Source organism: Bacteroides sp. D1 (assembly GCF_000157095.2).
In the GTDB taxonomy this organism is placed as follows: domain Bacteria; phylum Bacteroidota; class Bacteroidia; order Bacteroidales; family Bacteroidaceae; genus Bacteroides; species Bacteroides xylanisolvens.
In genome coordinates, this window is sequence record NZ_JH114343.1 from 664002 (window position 1) to 681931 (window position 17930).

The 17930-nt window shown below is 41.0% G+C and carries 17 protein-coding genes, 1 tRNA gene and 2 pseudogenes; 8 read left to right on the forward strand and 12 right to left on the reverse strand.

Annotated features, from left to right (window positions below):
* Nucleotides 1-19 precede the first annotated feature (19 nt).
* Both BSAG_RS08585 and BSAG_RS08580 read left to right on the forward strand, forming a co-directional pair.
* Nucleotides 20-577 (forward strand): chromate transporter, encoded by a 558-nt coding sequence (locus BSAG_RS08585; protein ID WP_004317546.1) that lies wholly within the window; start codon nucleotides 20-22, stop codon nucleotides 575-577.
* Nucleotides 574-1098 (forward strand): chromate transporter, encoded by a 525-nt coding sequence (locus BSAG_RS08580; RefSeq protein WP_004317547.1) that lies wholly within the window; start codon nucleotides 574-576, stop codon nucleotides 1096-1098. The genes BSAG_RS08585 and BSAG_RS08580 overlap by 4 nt, the downstream gene beginning before the upstream one ends.
* 89 nt (nucleotides 1099-1187) lie before the next feature.
* Here BSAG_RS08580 and typA read toward each other — a convergent pair whose 3' ends face one another.
* Complete coding sequence (gene typA / locus BSAG_RS08575; protein ID WP_004317549.1) at nucleotides 1188-2987, reverse strand: translational GTPase TypA; 1800 nt, start codon at nucleotides 2985-2987, stop codon at nucleotides 1188-1190.
* 155 nt (nucleotides 2988-3142) lie between these two features.
* On the opposite strand from typA, the gene rpsO reads away from it, so the two are divergent.
* The 3 genes from rpsO to BSAG_RS08560 all read left to right on the forward strand — a co-directional run bounded on the left by rpsO (nucleotide 3143) and on the right by BSAG_RS08560 (nucleotide 5859).
* Nucleotides 3143-3412 carry a 30S ribosomal protein S15 gene (gene rpsO, locus BSAG_RS08570; protein WP_004296393.1) on the forward strand — a complete coding sequence of 90 codons (270 nt, stop codon included), beginning with the start codon at nucleotides 3143-3145 and terminating at the stop codon, nucleotides 3410-3412.
* 186 nt (nucleotides 3413-3598) lie between these two features.
* Nucleotides 3599-4174 carry a helix-turn-helix domain-containing protein gene (locus BSAG_RS08565; protein ID WP_004317551.1) on the forward strand — a complete coding sequence of 192 codons (576 nt, stop codon included), beginning with the start codon at nucleotides 3599-3601 and terminating at the stop codon, nucleotides 4172-4174.
* A 35-nt stretch (nucleotides 4175-4209) separates the two neighbouring features.
* Nucleotides 4210-5859 carry an AMP-binding protein gene (locus tag BSAG_RS08560; protein WP_004310697.1) on the forward strand — a complete coding sequence of 550 codons (1650 nt, stop codon included), beginning with the start codon at nucleotides 4210-4212 and terminating at the stop codon, nucleotides 5857-5859.
* 147 nt (nucleotides 5860-6006) lie between these two features.
* Here BSAG_RS08560 and BSAG_RS08555 read toward each other — a convergent pair whose 3' ends face one another.
* Nucleotides 6007-7089, reverse strand: coding sequence for a mannose-1-phosphate guanylyltransferase (locus BSAG_RS08555; protein ID WP_004317553.1), 1083 nt, complete (start codon nucleotides 7087-7089; stop codon nucleotides 6007-6009).
* Between the two features lie 164 nt (nucleotides 7090-7253).
* Between BSAG_RS08555 and BSAG_RS08550 the strand changes: the two genes are divergently transcribed.
* Both BSAG_RS08550 and BSAG_RS08545 read left to right on the forward strand, forming a co-directional pair.
* Nucleotides 7254-7337: transfer RNA gene (locus tag BSAG_RS08550), tRNA-Leu, on the forward strand.
* A 175-nt stretch (nucleotides 7338-7512) separates the two neighbouring features.
* The gene (locus BSAG_RS08545) at nucleotides 7513-8322 is read left to right on the forward strand and encodes a Fic family protein (RefSeq protein WP_004291350.1); all 810 of its coding nucleotides are present in this window, start codon (nucleotides 7513-7515) and stop codon (nucleotides 8320-8322) included.
* Between the two features lie 25 nt (nucleotides 8323-8347).
* On the opposite strand, the gene BSAG_RS08540 is transcribed toward BSAG_RS08545, so the two are convergent.
* The 10 genes and pseudogenes from BSAG_RS08540 to BSAG_RS26195 form a co-directional block, all read right to left on the reverse strand.
* Nucleotides 8348-9088, reverse strand: a complete 741-nt coding sequence (locus tag BSAG_RS08540) for an NERD domain-containing protein (protein ID WP_004291349.1) — start codon at nucleotides 9086-9088, stop codon at nucleotides 8348-8350.
* A gap of 9 nt (nucleotides 9089-9097) precedes the next feature.
* Entirely contained in the window at nucleotides 9098-9541 is a 444-nt protein-coding gene (locus BSAG_RS08535) for a hypothetical protein (protein ID WP_004291348.1), read from the reverse strand.
* Between the two features lie 55 nt (nucleotides 9542-9596).
* The gene (locus BSAG_RS08530) at nucleotides 9597-10316 is read right to left on the reverse strand and encodes a hypothetical protein (RefSeq protein ID WP_005649593.1); all 720 of its coding nucleotides are present in this window, start codon (nucleotides 10314-10316) and stop codon (nucleotides 9597-9599) included.
* Between the two features lie 318 nt (nucleotides 10317-10634).
* Entirely contained in the window at nucleotides 10635-12038 is a 1404-nt protein-coding gene (locus BSAG_RS08525; protein WP_005649590.1) for a hypothetical protein, read from the reverse strand.
* A gap of 211 nt (nucleotides 12039-12249) precedes the next feature.
* Nucleotides 12250-13206, reverse strand: coding sequence for a toprim domain-containing protein (locus tag BSAG_RS08520; RefSeq protein WP_004291345.1), 957 nt, complete (start codon nucleotides 13204-13206; stop codon nucleotides 12250-12252).
* Between the two features lie 231 nt (nucleotides 13207-13437).
* Complete coding sequence (locus BSAG_RS08515) at nucleotides 13438-14628, reverse strand: primase-helicase family protein (RefSeq protein WP_004291344.1); 1191 nt, start codon at nucleotides 14626-14628, stop codon at nucleotides 13438-13440.
* A 4-nt stretch (nucleotides 14629-14632) separates the two neighbouring features.
* Nucleotides 14633-14947 (reverse strand): helix-turn-helix transcriptional regulator, encoded by a 315-nt coding sequence (locus tag BSAG_RS08510; RefSeq protein ID WP_004291341.1) that lies wholly within the window; start codon nucleotides 14945-14947, stop codon nucleotides 14633-14635.
* A gap of 169 nt (nucleotides 14948-15116) precedes the next feature.
* A complete protein-coding gene (locus tag BSAG_RS25305; RefSeq protein WP_004291334.1) occupies nucleotides 15117-16058 on the reverse strand; it encodes a DUF6043 family protein in 942 nt (313 codons plus the stop codon).
* Between the two features lie 7 nt (nucleotides 16059-16065).
* Nucleotides 16066-17403: a site-specific integrase gene (locus BSAG_RS08500; RefSeq protein ID WP_004291332.1), complete on the reverse strand. Its 1338-nt coding sequence runs from the start codon at nucleotides 17401-17403 to the stop codon at nucleotides 16066-16068.
* A 113-nt stretch (nucleotides 17404-17516) separates the two neighbouring features.
* Nucleotides 17517-17690 (reverse strand): annotated as a pseudogene (locus BSAG_RS26195) (recombinase family protein); the annotation flags it as partial.
* 56 nt (nucleotides 17691-17746) lie between these two features.
* On the opposite strand from BSAG_RS26195, the pseudogene BSAG_RS25695 reads away from it, so the two are divergent.
* Nucleotides 17747-17930: pseudogene (locus tag BSAG_RS25695) on the forward strand (transposase); the annotation flags it as partial.

Genomic DNA, 17930 nt, shown 5'->3' on the forward strand with positions numbered 1-17930 from the left:
GGAAAATTAGAAAGTAGGAATGGTATTAGAGTATTTGAAATTGTTCGTGACGTTTGCGAAGATTGGAATGTTTACTATTGGTGGCGGTTATGCCATGATTCCGTTGATTGAACGGGAGATCGTTGCCAAACAGTGGATGAGTAAGGAAGAATTCATGGAGATGTTTGCCTTGACGCAGTCACTACCGGGTGTGTTTGCTGTGAATATTTCTATTTTTGTAGGATATAAATTGTATAAAGTGGGTGGGAGCCTGGTATGTGCTTTGGCTACGATTCTTCCCTCTTTTGTTATTATGATGCTGATAGCCATGTTTTTTGCACGGTTTCAAGATAATGAAGTGATGATTCGCATCTTTAATGGAATACGTCCTGCCGTGGTAGCGTTGATTTTGTTTCCTTGTATTTCTGCTGTAAGAGCTCTGAAACTGAAATACCTTCAGTTGGTTGCTCCTGCCATAGCTACTCTTTTGATTTGGCAGTTTGGACTGTCTCCTATTTATATTGTATTGGCAGGAATTCTGGGAGGATTGGTATATACATTGTGGTTGAAAGAAAAAATAATGAATAAAGAGGTATGATATATTTGCAATTACTTTGGGTGTATCTTAAAATAGGTATGTTCGGTTTTGGAGGTGGATATGCGATGCTTTCCCTTATTCAACATGAGATAGTGGATATTCATCATTGGCTGACTCCCCAACAGTTTACGGATGTGGTGGCGATTTCGCAAATGACTCCAGGGCCGATTGGTATCAATAGTGCTACTTATGTAGGGTATGCGGTAACGCAAAGCGTGTGGGGAGCGGTGCTGGCTACGGTAGCGGTTTGTTTACCTTCTTTTATTCTGGTGTTGCTCATTTCTTATTTCTTTGCGAAGTGCAAGGATAACAAGTATATTAAGGCGGCTATGTCCGGACTGCTACCTATGTCGGTTGCTTTGATTGCTTCGGCTGCATTGCTTATGATGAATAGAGAAAATTTTATGGACTATAAAAGTATCGGTATTTTTGCGGCAGCCTTTTTGGTTACATGGAAATGGAATCTTCACCCTATCCTGTTGATTTGTCTGGCGGGTGTGGTAGGATTGTTGTTGTATTAGTAATACGTGCCATACTGCAGAAAAAAATAAAATCCCGGTAAAACACAGCGTTTCACCGGGATTTCTATTATAATATAATGAAAGAATGGTTAGTTCTTGTTGGCACGTTTACGTTCGATTTCGTCCAAAATCACTTTACGCATACGCATTGCCTTTGGAGTAACTTCTACATATTCGTCTTCCTTAATATATTCCAGTGCCTCTTCAAGTGAGAACTGGATAGGCGGAATCAGACGTACTTTGTCATCCGAACCGGAAGCACGCATATTCGTCAGCTTCTTCGATTTGGTTACGTTGATAACCAAGTCGTTGTCGTGAGAGTGCTCGCCTACTACCTGTCCTGCATAGACTTCGTCCTGCGGGAAAATAAAGAACTTACCGCGATCCTGTAATTTGTCGATGGCGTAAGCAAAAGCTGTTCCGCTTTCCATAGCAATCATAGAACCATTGGTACGACGTTCAATTTCTCCTTTGTGCGGCTGATATTCTTTGAAACGGTGTGCCATAATGGCTTCACCGGCAGAAGCCGTCAGTACATTGGTACGCAAACCGATGATACCGCGTGAAGGCATATTGAATTCAAGATTGATGCGTTCGCCTGTATTTTCCATCTTTACCATTTCACCTTTACGGCGGGTAACCATATCAATAATCTTGCTGGAATATTCTTCCGGTACGTTGATGGTCAACTCTTCAATCGGTTCGCATTTCACACCGTCGATTTCTCTGAAGATAACCTGTGGCTGACCTACCTGCAATTCATATCCCTCGCGGCGCATTGTTTCAATCAATACAGAAAGGTGGAGTACACCACGGCCGGAAACAATCCATTTACCGTCTTCTTCACTCTTTCTTACGCGGAGGGCCAGGTTCTTGTCGAGTTCCTTCATCAGACGGTCGTGGATGTGACGTGAAGTCACAAACTTACCATCCTTACCGAAGAAAGGAGAATCGTTGATAGCAAACAACATACTCATGGTTGGTTCGTCAATTGCGATGGGTGGCAGTGCTTCCGGACTTTCGAAATCACAAACTGTATCTCCAATCTCGAATCCGTCAATACCTACCAGCGCGCAGATGTCACCGGAAGAAACCTCATTTGTTTTCACACGGCCTAAACCTTCGAAAACATGGAGCTCTTTAATTTTGCTCTTGAACATATCGCCGTTACGTTTCACAAGCGTTATATTCATACCTTCTTTTAATGTACCACGATGTACGCGACCTACGGCAATACGACCGGTATAAGAAGAATAATCCAGAGAAGTAATCAACATCTGGGGAGTACCTTCCAACTGTTGCGGTGCCGGAATGTTTTCGACGATACAATCCAGTAGCGGAGTGATGCTGTCAGTTTGTTGCTGCCAGTCGGTGCTCATCCAGTTGTTTTTGGCGGAACCGTAAATCACGGGGAAGTCCAACTGATCTTCCGTTGCGTTCAAGCTGAACATCAAGTCGAAAACCATCTCGTAAACTTCTTCCGGGCGGCAGTTAGGTTTATCTACCTTATTAACTACCACAATGGGTTTCAAACCGATTTCGAGCGCCTTTTGCAGTACGAAACGAGTCTGTGGCATCGGACCCTCGAAGGCATCTACCAACAGAATACAGCCATCGGCCATATTCAATACACGTTCTACTTCACCACCGAAGTCGCTGTGTCCCGGAGTATCAATAATATTAATTTTTGTACCGTTGTAATTGATGGATACGTTTTTGGAAAGAATCGTTATACCACGTTCGCGTTCCAAATCGTTGTTATCCAGGATAAGTTCACCACTATTTTGGTTGCTGCGGAATAAATTTCCGGCCAATAGCATCTTGTCAACCAGCGTTGTTTTCCCATGGTCAACATGGGCAATGATTGCAATGTTTCGAATATTTTGCATATAATACCTATTATTTGGCTGCAAAGGTACGAAAATAGGATTAGAAATATGCGCAATGATAGCAATTTTTTCTTGTAAATCGTTGTGTGATATAAAGATAATGCCTATCTTTGCACGCTCAAAAGAATAATTTATCAATTAAAATTCTAAGAATTATGTATTTAGACGCTGCTAAAAAGCAAGAAATCTTCGGAAAGTACGGAAAGTCTAACACTGACACCGGCTCAGCTGAGGCCCAAGTGGCATTGTTTTCCTACCGTATTTCTCACCTGACTGAGCACATGAAGCTCAACAGAAAAGATTATAGTACTGAAAGAGCGTTAACAATGTTGGTAGGTAAGCGTCGTCGCTTACTCGACTACCTGAAAGCAAGAGATATCGAAAGATATCGTGCTATTGTTAAAGAGCTCGGTTTGCGTAAGTAATCTACTTGTCGCGAAAAGATTTAAAGCCGTTCCTCATGATAGAGGAGCGGCTTTTTTTTAGTTTCTTCTTTTTCTTCCTGACAATCGTATTTTCTTCGGTTATAATTGTGTTCATCTAAAGATTTTGCTATTTTTGCAGCTTAATTATTATAATTTATCACCTTTGATAACTAAAATGCTTTCAAAATGGATACAAGTAAGATTGTTGGCGAAAAAATTAAAGCCCTCCGCGAAGATAAATCAATAAGCATAGAAGAGTTGGCGCAACGTTCAGGTTTGGCTATCGAACAGATTGAACGTATTGAGAATAACATTGATATACCTTCTCTCGCACCGCTGATTAAGATTGCGCGTGTGTTGGGAGTACGTCTGGGTACTTTCCTTGATGATCAGGATGAAGTCGGACCGGTCGTATGCCGTAAGAAAGAAGCCAAAGATGCGATCAGTTTTTCCAATAATGCGATTCACTCTCGCAAACACATGGAATATCACTCGTTGTCCAAGTCAAAGGCGGACCGTCACATGGAACCGTTTATTATCGATGTGATGCCGACGCAAGATACCGACTTCGTGCTTTCTTCTCATGAAGGAGAAGAGTTTATCATGGTTATGGAAGGTATCATGGAAATCAGCTATGGCAAGAACACCTATCTGCTGGAAGAGGGTGATAGTATTTATTATGATTCCATTGTTCCTCATCATGTACATGCTTATGAGGGACAGGCTGCAAAAATCCTGGCAGTAGTTTACACACCGATTTAATGAAATAGTAGGAACCAAGACTTAAGTATAATTACATGCAATTATTTGATCGTACTTTGGGGCAGTGGCTGGAACACTGGGCTGAAGAGACTCCCGATAAGGAATATATCGTATATTCCGACCGAAATCTCCGTTTTACCTGGAGTCAGTTGAACCGTCGTGTGGATGATATGGCAAAAGGGCTTATTGCCATTGGTGTGGAACGTGGTACTCATGTGGGTATCTGGGCGGCTAATGTTCCCGATTGGTTGACATTGCTATATGCCTGCGCGAAGATTGGTGCGGTATATGTTACAGTGAATACGAACTACAAGCAATCGGAGTTGGAATATCTTTGTCAGAACTCGGATATGCATACGCTTTGTATTGTGAATGGTGAGAAGGATAGTGATTTTGTGCAGATGACATACACGATGCTTCCTGAATTGAAGACTTGTGAGCGTGGACATTTAAAGAGCGAACGCTTTCCATATATGCGAAATGTAGTATATGTAGGTCAGGAAAAACATCGTGGTATGTATAATACAGCGGAGATCCTGCTGTTGGGAGATAATGTGGAAGATGACCGTTTGAACGAACTAAAAAGCAAAGTGGATTGTCACGATGTAGTAAATATGCAATATACGTCGGGCACTACCGGCTTCCCGAAAGGGGTGATGTTGACACATTATAATATCACCAATAATGGATTTCTGACGGGGGAACACATGAAGTTCACGGCAGATGACAAACTTTGTTGTTGCGTTCCGTTGTTCCATTGTTTTGGGGTAGTATTGGCTACCATGAACTGTCTGACTCATGGTTGTACACAAGTGATGGTAGAACGTTTCGACCCGTTGGTTGTGCTGGCCTCTATTCATAAAGAACGTTGTACGGCTCTTTATGGTGTGCCGACTATGTTTATCGCCGAGTTGCATCATCCGATGTTCGATCTCTTTGATATGTCTTGTCTTCGTACAGGTATTATGGCCGGTTCGCTGTGTCCTGTCGAACTGATGAAGCAGGTAGAAGAGAAAATGTATATGAAGGTGACTAGTGTATATGGACTGACGGAGACTGCTCCGGGTATGACAGCTTCTCGTATTGATGATCCGTTCGATGTACGTTGTAATACGGTAGGACATGATTTTGAATTTACGGAGGTGAAGGTGATTGATCCTGAAACAGGTGAAGAATGTCCGGTTGGGGTACAAGGTGAAATGTGTAACCGTGGTTATAATACCATGAAAGGATATTATAAGAATCCGGAAGCAACGGCGGAAGTGCTTGATGAAAACAACTTCTTGCATTCCGGCGACTTGGGTATTAAGGATGAAGATGGAAATTACCGGATTACCGGACGTATCAAAGATATGATTATTCGTGGTGGCGAGAATATTTATCCGCGCGAAATAGAAGAGTTTCTTTATAAGCTTGACGGAGTGAAAGATGTTCAGGTAGCTGGTATTCCTTCTAAAAAGTATGGTGAGGCAGTCGGAGCATTTATTATTTTGCAGGAAGGAGTACAAATGCAGGAAGCCGATGTACGTGATTTCTGCAGAAATAAGATATCCCGTTATAAGATTCCGAAATATATCTTCTTTGTGAATGAATTCCCGATGACGGGTAGTGGAAAGATTCAGAAGTTCAGATTGAAAGATCTGGGACTGCAACTTTGCAAGGAGCAGGGAATAGAGATTATTTAGAAACTCATGATTATTTAAAGACACACAAAGTTTTTTGATTATAAACAGTGAACGGTGAACTCTCTGCAATCAATTATGCGGTTTGTTCACCGTTCACTATTTGTATGGTCTTATCCGGTTTTGGCTCCGGCGTCAGGTTGCGTGTTATTAAATGAAATCATCGCCCAGTTGCATTTGGGCGTCGTTTACATATTTACGGATAGCATGTTCTTCATCTTTGCGGCAAATCAAAAGAACGTTGTCCGATTCGGCTATCAGAAATCCTTCCAGTCCATCGATAACGGCCAGTTTGCCTTTCGGAAGTACTACCATATTATCTTTACTATTATATATAAGTGAATGGCACTTCAGCGTAACATTGCCTTCCGGGTCTCTTTCCGATAAATCATAAAGTGATCCCCAAGTTCCAAGATCGGACCAGCCAAAATCTCCTAATGATACATACACATTATCCGCTTTCTCCATAATGCCGAAGTCGATGGATACATTAGGACATGCTGGGAAGTTTTCTTCGATGAATGCTTTCTCCTTGTCGGTGGCATAAATATCTTTTCCCGGTGCCAGTTTGGAAGCTAATTCAGGCAGTAAATCTTCACTTGCTTTGATGATTGTATTTACATTCCACATAAATAGGCCGGAATTCCAATAAAATTCTCCGCTCTCTACGAATACTTTAGCTAATTCCAGTTCCGGTTTTTCAGTGAATGTTTTTACTTTATAGAAGTTTCCTCCTGCGGGTTCGTCTATTTGTATATATCCGTACCCTGTTTCCGGGCGATTGGGTTTAATACCTAATGTCAGTAGCTTTTCCGAGCGTGAAACAAAATCAAGTCCTTTTTCGATAGCGGCAAGAAACTCATCCTCTTTTAAAATTAAATGGTCTGAAGGAGCGACTACGATATTGGCGTTCGGGTTCAGTGCCCGGATGTGGTAAGCGGCCCATGCTATACACGGAGCGGTATTTCGTCTTGCGGGTTCCAGCAGAATCTGTTCTTCGTTCACTTCGGGCAATTGTTCCTTCACTAAGTCCGCATACATTGCATTGGTAACGATGAAAATATTTTCTGTTGGGATAACCTTTTGGAACCGGTCGAAAGTCTGTTGTAAAAGTGAACGGCCCGTTCCGAAGAAATCTAAGAATTGTTTGGGCAATGTTTTGCGGCTAAACGGCCAGAAGCGGCTTCCAATGCCGCCACCCATAATCACGCAATAATTATCCTGGTTTGTCATGATAGTGACTCTATTTTAAAGTTTCTGCTAATGTACGGTTTATTCTCTGAATAGAGAAGTGTTTAAGATATGTTTTATTATTTTTTTCTCCTTTTTTTTGCCAAACTATTGTGGAATCAAAATAATGTCGTATCTTTGCACCGCAATTGAGAAATCAAGTATGCGCCCAGATGGCGGAATCGGTAGACGCGCTGGTCTCAAACACCAGTGGATTCACTTCCATCCCGGTTCGACCCCGGGTCTGGGTACAAGAAAGAAAGCTAAGTATTTGATAGTTCAATACTTAGCTTTTTCTTTTGCTTGAATTTTCCCCACATTTTCCCCACACGTGCAAAAAATATAGCAGTAAGTCATTATTTCTTTTGGTTGAACGTAGTAAATAAGTTACCTTTGAAAAGAAATAAAGCCTATTAAATAAAAGTAATGGAACAAGGTGTTTGGCAAGAAATAGAACTGTTGTACCAGAAGTTTCAAAAACTTGGTATCAGTGAAGCGGTGGACTATGACAAGTACTACCTTTATTCTCTCATTACCCATTCCACAGCCATAGAAGGCTCAACGTTGACCGAACTTGATACGCAGCTTCTCTTTGACGAGGGAGTAACAGCGAAAGGGAAACCGCTTGTACATCATCTGATGAATGAAGATTTGAAGCAAGCGTATGAACTTGCCAAAACTGAATCAGGCAGTCTTGTACCTATAACTCCTGCTTTTCTGAAAAGGTTGAATGCAATGTTGATGCGTACTACTGGCAGCGTTCACAGTGTGTTGGGCGGCTCTTTTGATTCTTCTAAAGGAGAGTTCCGTCTATGTGGTGTTACGGCTGGTGTTGGTGGACATTCTTATATGAACTATTTGAAAGTTCCTGCTAAGGTGGATGAACTTTGTGCGATTCTTCAAGAGAAGCAAAAAAAAATGGGAACACTTCGAGAACAATACGAATTGAGCTTTAATGCCCACCTTAATTTAGTAACTATTCATCCGTGGGTGGATGGCAACGGAAGAACGGCTCGATTACTGATGAACTACATCCAATTTTGTTATCACCTTTTTCCGACCAAAATATTTAAAGAAGATAGAGAAGAATATATTCTTTCCCTGCGCCAATGTCAGAATGAAGAAACTAATCAGCCGTTTTTGGACTTTATGGCAAGGCAGTTGAAGAAATCACTTTCTATAGAAATTGAACGATTCAATGTATCACGAAAGAAAGGGTTTAGTTTTATGTTCTGATACTATATAAAACAAGGATTGCTATTTATGAGTTTATGGTAAACTTGCATGTGGGAAAGTTTGAACATCCATAGAAAGTGCCGTACTTGCCTTTCCTCAAAATGAGATGTCCTCCGCATTGAGGACAAACACCTTGATTTATTAGGCGTGAACTTCTGTATTGCCGAGCCTTTGCGTTATGCTTATGCTGTTTTAGTTTCTCTTTATCAGCGATTATGCGATTCTGGTTAATTGTCTGTATTATCCAATTTATGGTCTCCTGATTAAGAACAGCAGTTCTGTATTGTAATATAGCACGTTTTAGATTATATCTGTTTACAACTATGTTATTGTCAGCATGCACTTTTAATTCCGCACTGTTATTGAAAACGACAATTGGAATAAAAAGTATATCCGTTGAACATTTGAGCAAATGATGCAAAAATCTTACATGTCCAGCGTTTTGTTTTATCGGATTGTAAAATTGATGTTTACTTTTATAGATGGTTTGCGTCCAGTATTCACCGTTCTCTCTGCCCAAAATCCAACCTTTATATCCCTTTGTTTCAATTACAAAGACACCATAAGGTGAAACTACAATATGGTCAATTTGTGTTGAATATCCGTTACTTTCGAATAGTAAATCATTAAAAACAACATACTCTTCTGGTAACTCTTGAATCTTGTTATTCACAAGTTTTTCAGAATACTTGCCTTTCCACATTGGCATCTTCAATTTAATAAAGATTACCACTGCAAAAAAGATAACGGTGATGGCAATATGCATATTACTGATTTAATAGATTCTTTTTATCCATCTTTTACTTGATTCAAATCCCCATTGAACATGCCATCTTCTTCCTGTTACTTTATCTAACAAAAGAAATTGATATATATTTTTTGTTGGATATAATTCAAATGTTCCACAGCCTGTACCAAGAGATAGGTCTTCGTTATTAAGGGTTGCAGAACCTTCTTTATCATCATCCAAAGACCATTGTACAATTTCTATTTTCCCTGTCATTGTATCTAATTGCAGAAAATTATATATATTTTCTGTTGGATATAGCTTGTATCTATCAAGTCCATGCATACGAAAATCTATATCTTCTACAATAGCATGTATTTTAATCAAAGTAGAATCATTAACTGTTTTGGTATGTGAAATGGAACTTTCATTTTGTGCAAAAACACATAATGGAATTAAAAATAAATAAAAAATAATCGTAAGTTTCTTCATAGGTAAATCATTTAAGTGATTAAAATTAAGGGTAATAGTATAGCTATTACTGTATTTATTTCTTCCTATTTACATCCCATTTGAAAGTATAAATATAATCTCCGATGGGAATGTTTACAATCAAAATCTTACCTTTTTTCCTTTTAATATTCATATAGCCAATAATAGCTTCATCGGGATAAATAGTTGTGGTTTTTAAATATCCTTGTTCACGTATAGTTCGGTCATTATCCATCATTTGTCCTAATGTAAGCATTTGATTGGTAGATGCGACATTTGCTTGGTATGCTGCATTAGCGTCATAATGATTGGTTATGGTAGTGTAAGCATAACCATTAGAAGAATAAGACGTAGAATAGGATGTTGAATATCCTGCTGTTCCTGCATTAATGCCGGCAGAGATTCCATATAATGCCATAGCCCATGCTTGTGAGCGTTTTATTTTTTTTTGATATTCTTCATTTGTATATACTTCAAGTTTTAAAGTATCATCTTTTTTTGTTAGTAGATTAGAGTGTACGCTATCAGGTTGGAATACAATTGGGGTTTCACTTAAATTCTTGATAAAAATATCCAAGTGATAGTATTTTCCATAATCATCTTTTTCCTCAAAGCATGAAAGACCTACAACAAAATCATTTTTGTTTAAATAAGCCCAAAATTTTCCATCATTATATTCTGTCAGGATAGAATCGTTTTGGGGGTATATGAATGTTTGGGCTTTACATATGGTTGAAAGCAATAAAAATATTACCACGCATATATTCTGTTTCATATCAACTAACTGTTTTAATTATACACCTCCAGCTGCCACAAGGACTTTATAATATCACGAAGCGTGGAACTGTAATGCCACGTCTTTGAATGAAGGTCCTGAGAAAACCTTTGTGTACAGATGTAACAATAGCAGCCCACGCTATAGCGTGAGAACCACTATGCTATTCTTGTACACGTTTGAAAGTTTCTCAGGTTTTCATTCGCAAGAAATAAGCATAACGCTTCTTCTAAATTCTAATATGTCTTGGATAGAGTAGCCTCAATCCGCTTACAAAGATATTTAATTTTATTGAGATACAATCAAATACTATCATAATTACATTCTGAATCCTCTACTTTTTCTTGGTTCTTCTGCTAATTGTCGCAAACCTTGCCTTAATTTTTCCCATTGCTCCTTAAACCATTCGCCTATCGGCTGTCTGTTTATGGTCAGTATCAGTTTGCTATCATCGGTTGGATTCTTTTCCACCTTGAAAATATCATTCTTGATGTCAAACTTACGTTTGTGTTCTTCGGAATAAATCCTACCATTGCATCTGATAGCTTCCTTTTTTGTCAAAAGACTGTTTATCATATCTTTGGTAAATCCGATGGCATAGCAGAGCTTTTCCATTCTCAACATTTCTTTGAGCAATGGGAACCAGTTGAACGCTTTTTCAAGAATGGCGTTCAATCGTGAAATTTCCTTGTCTTTGGCTTCAAGTTCTTGATTATGTATTCCTTGCAGGTTACGAATCTGCTTACTATGCTGTTCCTGCATTTGTTGCATCTTGGCTTTTAATTCATCAATGCCCTTGTCACGTTTGGCAATTTCATGACGTAAATTCTCGTTAGATTGTTCTAAATCTTTCAACTTTCCACTTCCGAAAAGAGAACCTACACCACTGGTTATGGCAGTGGCTACATCGGTAGCTGCACTTTTGAGTTTGTCCGTGCGTATCTCTGCTTTTACTTGTTTGAGTTCTTGCTCGGCAAGGCTTACCTGTTGCTCCTTGTGTCGTTTGGTTTCCTCTATACGTTGCAGTTCGGCTTTCTGTTTTTTTATGATGAAATCGTTTCGCTCCAAGTGCTCCTTACCAGTGACAGCTTTTGCCTGCCCACGTTCCATCAGAAGTATATTGGAAGCCAAGGTCTGCATGGCTGCCATATCCTCGTCATTGAGCTTTCTGCTCTTTCCGGTTTCGTGGTTCATCCAGTCGAAAACGATATGGGCATGATAGTTCGGCTTGAACCATCTGTTCCCGACCTTGAAGCTTTCCCTGTCTTCCGCTTCCGGTTGACCGTTCAGCCAATGCCCTTCATCCTTGTGCAGGAAGATTTGCAACGGTGTGATGCCCCAGCGTCTTTGACACTCTTCACCGAATTTGCGTACATCAGCCAGTGTGGTATCCGGTCTGATGAGCAATACTCCTTCACGAATGGGTGAACATCCCGCCACCTTGATAATTTTTCCATTCTTTCCCTTGCGTTCCCTTTCCTTTTCCTGCATGGCACGTCCGGTCTTTTCCTTGACCATTTGCTTGATATTGTCATAATGAGTTCGCAGTTCGGGAGTGCCGAAGTCGGGATTTATCCACTGTTCGTTGTTGGTGGAGAGTTCGGGAACGACATAGATTCTGGACTCCCCGATGTTACGCATATATTCGGCAGTCCTTCGGTTGTGTACCTCGCTCGATGCGATGTTGCAAGGCTTGATGTGTATGCTTGATTTTGTTGCCATAGCTTCTTTTCTTTGTTTACAATTGATTTACTTTGCTCGCTTTCGCAGAGGGGTTCTTAGGGGTAACCCATAAGCGGAGATTGCAAAGAGAGGGTCACTCTTTGCTCGGGGTTCTCAGGGGTGAAACGCCCTGAGTGGGTTATTAGGGCAAAGTCCTAATCCCCTCGGGAGAGCCCACAACTACGAAAGCGGAGCGTGTAGTTATAGTGGGCTATAACCGAAAGCCGTTTTTCTTTTTCGGTGACTGGCTGCTCATCCCTTTGACGGATTGGACTTGCCTTTTTCTTTCAACCTGTTTCTGTAAGTATTCGTTCAAGTCCTTGCATCCGCTGTAAATCTGTGAAGCGTCACGGATGTATCGGTCTCTGCTGTATTCCTTGCGGATTTGTTGGAGAGCTTCTATGCCTGCATGGTCGTTGTCAAAAAAGCAGTGGATGCGTTCGTAATTGCCCAACGGATAGAGAGCCTTGTTTACATTCGATACGGAGTTTAATACGATGTAGTCCTGTCCGTCCAACTCCGGATAATTCGGGCAGCTCTCCTGTCTCAATGTCAGAAAGGAAAGGTAGTCCATGAAACCCTCGAACACATAACAAGTGTTCCTCGCTTTCCCCGATTGTCTGATGTGGGAGATTTCCTTTGGGGCGATGCAGCCCTTGAAATAGCGGTTGCGAACCTCAAACCCACCAGAACCATTGGGAAAGGCGATGGCAAAGTATCGCTTGCCGTTGTGGGTGAAACGTGCTTCACTACATTCTCTTTTCGCCAGTTCTATGTTAATTCCTCTACCTTGCAAGTAGGCAAGCAGGGCAGGAGATGACAGCGGAACAATCTCCAACTGTTGGAAGCTCGGCTCAGAAGAGCTTTGCTTTCCAAAAGAGAAAGATACCGGGCGCACGTGCGGTGTCTGCTCTGCTATCCGTTTCAAGATGTAAGGTACATGGTCGGTAGCGTACAGATGTGCAGCCAGTGCAATGATGTTTCCGCCCTTTCCCAAACCGAAGTCATACCATTGTTCACGTTCGGTATTCACTTTGAACGATGCTTCACTCTCTTCCCGAAACGGAGATTTGTACCAAAGGTTGATACCTTGTTGTTTTACTGGTGAATAACCCAAGCTGTGCAGGTAGTCGGCTATTCGTATGCTTTTAGCTTCTTCTATTGTCATTTTCTTGCGGATTTGTTGGTGAATGAAAAATGATGATTTGATGAATTTGGAATTTAACACACTGTTAAACAGCGTTATATCGGCTCATCTTTTTCTCATCAGATTGCTTGCCAAAAGAGAAATGATGTTTTCTTTTTTCATCAGCAATCGTTGTTGATGAGTGTTTGATGAATACATATCTATCTGTAAGGCAATATATTACTTCCCTTATTCATCATTTCATCAAAATAATTAGATAGCGGTCAGTTGTTCTTTCGTTACCGTATAAAACCGACCAGTTTTCCTTTTCGGCTCATAGTGGCACTCACGATGGGGTGCGAACTCATAAGCGGTGTAGGATAGCGAATTGTGTGCAGAAGTAAGTTTCCATACTTCCTGCACAACTTTCCTCACTTGATACTTTTCAACCTTGACCTGTGAATAGAGTAGCAAGGTTACAAGGTCGTTCAGGCAGAATGATACGCTTTCCACGTTCATGTTCGACATGATGTCAAGCAACAACTCGGTCATTTCTATTTCCAGTCGGTTGCGGTTGCTTCGGATTATTTTCTGCAAGGCTGCGGTATGTGTCAGTCTTGGGTTGAACCACATACGGCTTTCCTGTGTTGTGGATAGTTCCCTTTGGGTCAGGAAATAAAGAAATGCGGGTATTTCCGCTTTTAGCTTTTGCAGAAAGTTGGTATCATCACTCTGCAACGGCATTATCTTCCGCACCCAGTAGCGTGTTTCTCCTGCGTCTATGAGTATAGGCAGATATTCGTTGTTGGAACATAGCACGAACTTGGCGAAGAAAGCAATCTCCGTTCGGTCTTTGCCTTTGGCTTCCACCTTGTAGGTGAAAGTGGTGCTCAGGTTTTTCAACCGTTCGCTGTCTTCCCTGCGGTTGAGCAAAACTTCGTCCACAACGATTAGTAGCTTTCCTGCCCAGTCGGAATTGAACTGGCTGCGGAAATCTTCGTTGGTGTTGAAAGTCACGTTGTTCTCAAACACGGCTTTCAGGAAGTTCAAGAACGTGCTTTTGCCTGTGTTGCGTTCTTCTGAAACAAGTAGGACAATAGGCAGCTTCTGTGTCGGCTGTAGATACAGCAGTTGCATATAGTCCATACCCAGCTCGTATTGTTCCCCGAAGATGTGCCGCATCAAGGATTGGATGTGGGAGAAGTCCCCCTGCTGCGGTTTATGCTCTATAGGCTCGTAAAGGTTCAGAAATCCCTCAATCTCCTTTTGGTAGTTCAAATGGTTGGGAACGGTGCAAAAGCCGTCATACTTGGGGACGGTGGCAAGATAATTCTTTCCATAGTCCTGCCGTAATGTGCTGTTGTTCCATACGACACGTTTCTTCTCATAACCGCCATTGGCGCATGGCTGATTGACCACCTTGTACAAAGTTGTTCCTACGCGCATATATTCTTCCTCCTTCATAGGCTTAGATTAAAGGATTGTGTTCACCTAAAATTCTCTGAATGTCGGATTGTCGGTATCTGACCTTGTTTCCAACCTTTACAGGCTTCAGATAGTTTTTCTTAGACCAGTGCCAGAGTGTGGTATCACAAACACCGCACATCTTTTTCACTTCCTCTTTGGTTAGATACTTCTCCTTTCTTGCTTCCGCAATGGCGGTAGAAAGTTCATGCTTCGCACGGCTGATTAACTGGTTGGAGAATAATAGCAAATCTTCTCCTGTTACTTCCAACTTGATGTTGCCGTTTCCGTTTTGGATAATTGCCAATATGTCTGTCATAGGCTTCTTGAAACTGCCGGTTGTAAGACTTCCCGTTTCGGCAGTATTATAAACGAAAAGCCACTACCCCGATTAGGATAGTGGCGCAAATATATAATGAAAATCAATCGTAAAACAATGATATTCAATTCGTTAAATTCGTAAAAACGAAAAGCGAATTAAACGAACTTCAATTGGATAGATAGGCTTTCAATTCCTCGATGGCTTCATGGTCTTCACCAATGTCTTTTACCAGTTTCTTGCTGTTTCCAAACGGAGAAGTGAGATTTCTGTATGCTTTCTGGATGCCTCTTTCGTGGACGATTTCTTGTTCCTTGAACTGCTCGTACAGTGCGTTTCTGAAAGTCTTGATGGGACACTTCCGCATGAATCGGTATTCCACCAGTGCGATAAACAGTCGTGCTATATCTGTTTCCGTAGCATGGGTTTTCAATCGTGTGCCAATTCTTTCAATCAGTATGTCATGCCTTTCTATCAGAAGTTCTGGCAACGTGCGTGTGTCGGCTTTGCGTCCTGCGGTCTTTGGCTGTTCTTCCTGCAGCATATCTGTTTCTTCCTCGTCCATGTCTTCATCTTCTTCTATTGCCCATTCCACGAGAGAGTTTTCCTCAATGGCTTTCTGTTGCTTCCTGAATACTTGCCAGTCCTCTTTGGTTCTCATGCCATTGGCGATGCTTTTTCTGATAATGAATTTGACCATGCCGGAAACAAGCCATTTGTATAAGGTGGGAATATCCTTTCTTTTGGTCAGTTCCTCACCCTGTTCCACCATGCACTCATAGCTTCGTCCGTAATAGAGCCATGCAAGCATGGCAGGAACAATACTTCTCTTGTTCGGGGTATGAAACTCATTCACTATCTTCTCGGCAAGGTCTGATTGTAAAAGAACATTTTCCAGTTCCTCGAAATCAGGGTTTCTATCATCGCCTATTCTCTTGCGTGCTGCTTCTTTATATTTCGGAACAAGCCTTACAGCCGTATTGAAAATATTGAAGAACCCTTTGAACTTCTTGTCGTTCATTTCTTCTACAAAATCGGCATATTCATTCGGATGGCTGTCGAGCCATTCCTTTATCAGTCTTTTGAAATTATCATATTCCTGTTGTCCCATACAAGTATCAGTCTAATAGTTTTACAAGGTCTTTCTTCATTTCTTCGTCAATATCCCTGTATCGTCTGAAAGCTTTGCTTCCCTCCTTGTGTCCCGACAGTGCGGAAACAAGGTTCGGGTCTTTCACTTTTTTATAGATATTGCCGATAAACGTACGTCTTGCCAGATGGCTGCTTGCCACTTCATAAATAGGTCGTTTGATTTCGTTGTGCGTCAACGGGTCTAAGATTGTTACGATGCGGTCAACTCCAGCTAATTTGAATATCTTTTTTATGGCATCATTGTACTTTTGCTCGGATATGAACGGCAACAGTTTTCCCTCATATTCTTTGTAGCGTTCAAGGATTTCTTTCGCTTTGTCGTTAAGTGGAACACGTACCGTAACCGGATTCCCCTCTTTGGTTTTCTTGGGAATATATTCTATGGCTTCATTGACCACATTTAGTTTGGTCATTCGGTACAGGTCGCTCACCCTGCATCCTATCAGTGTCTGAAATATGAATATATCCCTCTGTATTGCCAGTTGTGGGGTGGCAGAAAGGTCTGCATTAAAAATCCTGTCCCTTTCTTCGAGTGTTATATAATAAGGTGTACCATATGTACACTCCTCTATCGGAAACTTGTCGAAAGGTCTGTTTGTGGTGCGTTTGTTATCGAAGCACCACAGGAAGAATGTGCGTATTCTTGAAAAACAGTCTATCAGCGTGTTTTTGCTTCTGGGCTGTGGTGTCCTCTTTTCGGGAATGGCTTCATAAATGCTCGGGTAAAGTTCATAATACTGGTATTCGTTCTGAAAGAAATCCCACATATCCCGAAGCGTGTCAGGTGTTACCAAATCCACATCAAGGATAAAGCCCTTTTGTCCTCTCTTTGTAGCCCTTACATATAGTTCATAACGCAGTAAGGCTCTTTTGACAACCCGGAAATTTTTCTTTCGTACTTCCGACAAAGGGTGCTTGTTTAGAAATTCATCGAATAGTTCTCCAATGGTAGGCTTGATAACCACTTCCTCCGGCAAAAAATATTTTTCAGGATGGTAAAATTTATCAAGTGTTGTTTTTAGCCATTCTTTGTCTATTGCTTCCTTTTCTTGTTGATATACCTTCTCGATATAGGTTTTCAACTGGCGTATCTCTTCATTTATATGGGTACGCATTTCTTCATTGCAGACAGCTTTCGTTTTTACACATTCGTCTTTATCATCCCATAGATTGGGATTGATGGCTAACTGAGTAGGAGCAACGGAGTCTAACTGCCTTCCGTTTCTAAAACGGACATAGATTGTAGCCATGGATTCTGTATCATATCGTTTGGCTGCTTTTTTAATGATAAAGGTTACTTTCATAGACTTTCAGGTTGAATTTTACTCTGCTGCAAATATAAATATTTTCCCCACATTTTCCCCACATCTGCTAAATATTTTGCAATTCGATTAACTTGGATTAAAATTTAATAGGATTATAACATATTGAAATACAGTGTAATTGTGGCGTTTTTCCGCATTTTTCTTTTTACCCACATTTTCCCCACTTTAATTATTTCAAATGCGGGTCTGGGTACTGAAGCGGAGAAAGTAGAAATACTCTCTCCGTTTTTCTTTTCTACTCCTCGTAACTCGTTGGTCATACCGAAATTCGGGCTCAGTCTGAAAACTTGGGGGATTGCGTTAAAATTCTTATTTTTGCATCATGAAAACATCCTCTTCCCAAACGATTGATCCTGTTGCTTCTTTAAGCTTGTTCTTGCCTTCAGGAATCCTTGATTACTTTACCCTAGTCAATCATGTTTCTCAGGATACTTGCTTTATTCTTTATTTAGAGGAGAAAGCCACTATTCCTTCTGAGTACTCAGATCTACATCTTCACTCAAAAG

Coding starts and splice junctions, on each gene's coding strand:
- BSAG_RS08585 (WP_004317546.1), top strand. CDS start 20: ATGGTATTAGAGTATTTGAAATTGTTCGTGACGTTTGCGAAGATTGGA.
- BSAG_RS08580 (WP_004317547.1), top strand. CDS start 574: ATGATATATTTGCAATTACTTTGGGTGTATCTTAAAATAGGTATGTTC.
- typA (WP_004317549.1), bottom strand. CDS start 2,987: ATGCAAAATATTCGAAACATTGCAATCATTGCCCATGTTGACCATGGG.
- rpsO (WP_004296393.1), top strand. CDS start 3,143: ATGTATTTAGACGCTGCTAAAAAGCAAGAAATCTTCGGAAAGTACGGA.
- BSAG_RS08565 (WP_004317551.1), top strand. CDS start 3,599: ATGGATACAAGTAAGATTGTTGGCGAAAAAATTAAAGCCCTCCGCGAA.
- BSAG_RS08560 (WP_004310697.1), top strand. CDS start 4,210: ATGCAATTATTTGATCGTACTTTGGGGCAGTGGCTGGAACACTGGGCT.
- BSAG_RS08555 (WP_004317553.1), bottom strand. CDS start 7,089: ATGACAAACCAGGATAATTATTGCGTGATTATGGGTGGCGGCATTGGA.
- BSAG_RS08545 (WP_004291350.1), top strand. CDS start 7,513: ATGGAACAAGGTGTTTGGCAAGAAATAGAACTGTTGTACCAGAAGTTT.
- BSAG_RS08540 (WP_004291349.1), bottom strand. CDS start 9,088: ATGCATATTGCCATCACCGTTATCTTTTTTGCAGTGGTAATCTTTATT.
- BSAG_RS08535 (WP_004291348.1), bottom strand. CDS start 9,541: ATGAAGAAACTTACGATTATTTTTTATTTATTTTTAATTCCATTATGT.
- BSAG_RS08530 (WP_005649593.1), bottom strand. CDS start 10,316: ATGAAACAGAATATATGCGTGGTAATATTTTTATTGCTTTCAACCATA.
- BSAG_RS08525 (WP_005649590.1), bottom strand. CDS start 12,038: ATGGCAACAAAATCAAGCATACACATCAAGCCTTGCAACATCGCATCG.
- BSAG_RS08520 (WP_004291345.1), bottom strand. CDS start 13,206: ATGACAATAGAAGAAGCTAAAAGCATACGAATAGCCGACTACCTGCAC.
- BSAG_RS08515 (WP_004291344.1), bottom strand. CDS start 14,628: ATGAAGGAGGAAGAATATATGCGCGTAGGAACAACTTTGTACAAGGTG.
- BSAG_RS08510 (WP_004291341.1), bottom strand. CDS start 14,947: ATGACAGACATATTGGCAATTATCCAAAACGGAAACGGCAACATCAAG.
- BSAG_RS25305 (WP_004291334.1), bottom strand. CDS start 16,058: ATGGGACAACAGGAATATGATAATTTCAAAAGACTGATAAAGGAATGG.
- BSAG_RS08500 (WP_004291332.1), bottom strand. CDS start 17,403: ATGAAAGTAACCTTTATCATTAAAAAAGCAGCCAAACGATATGATACA.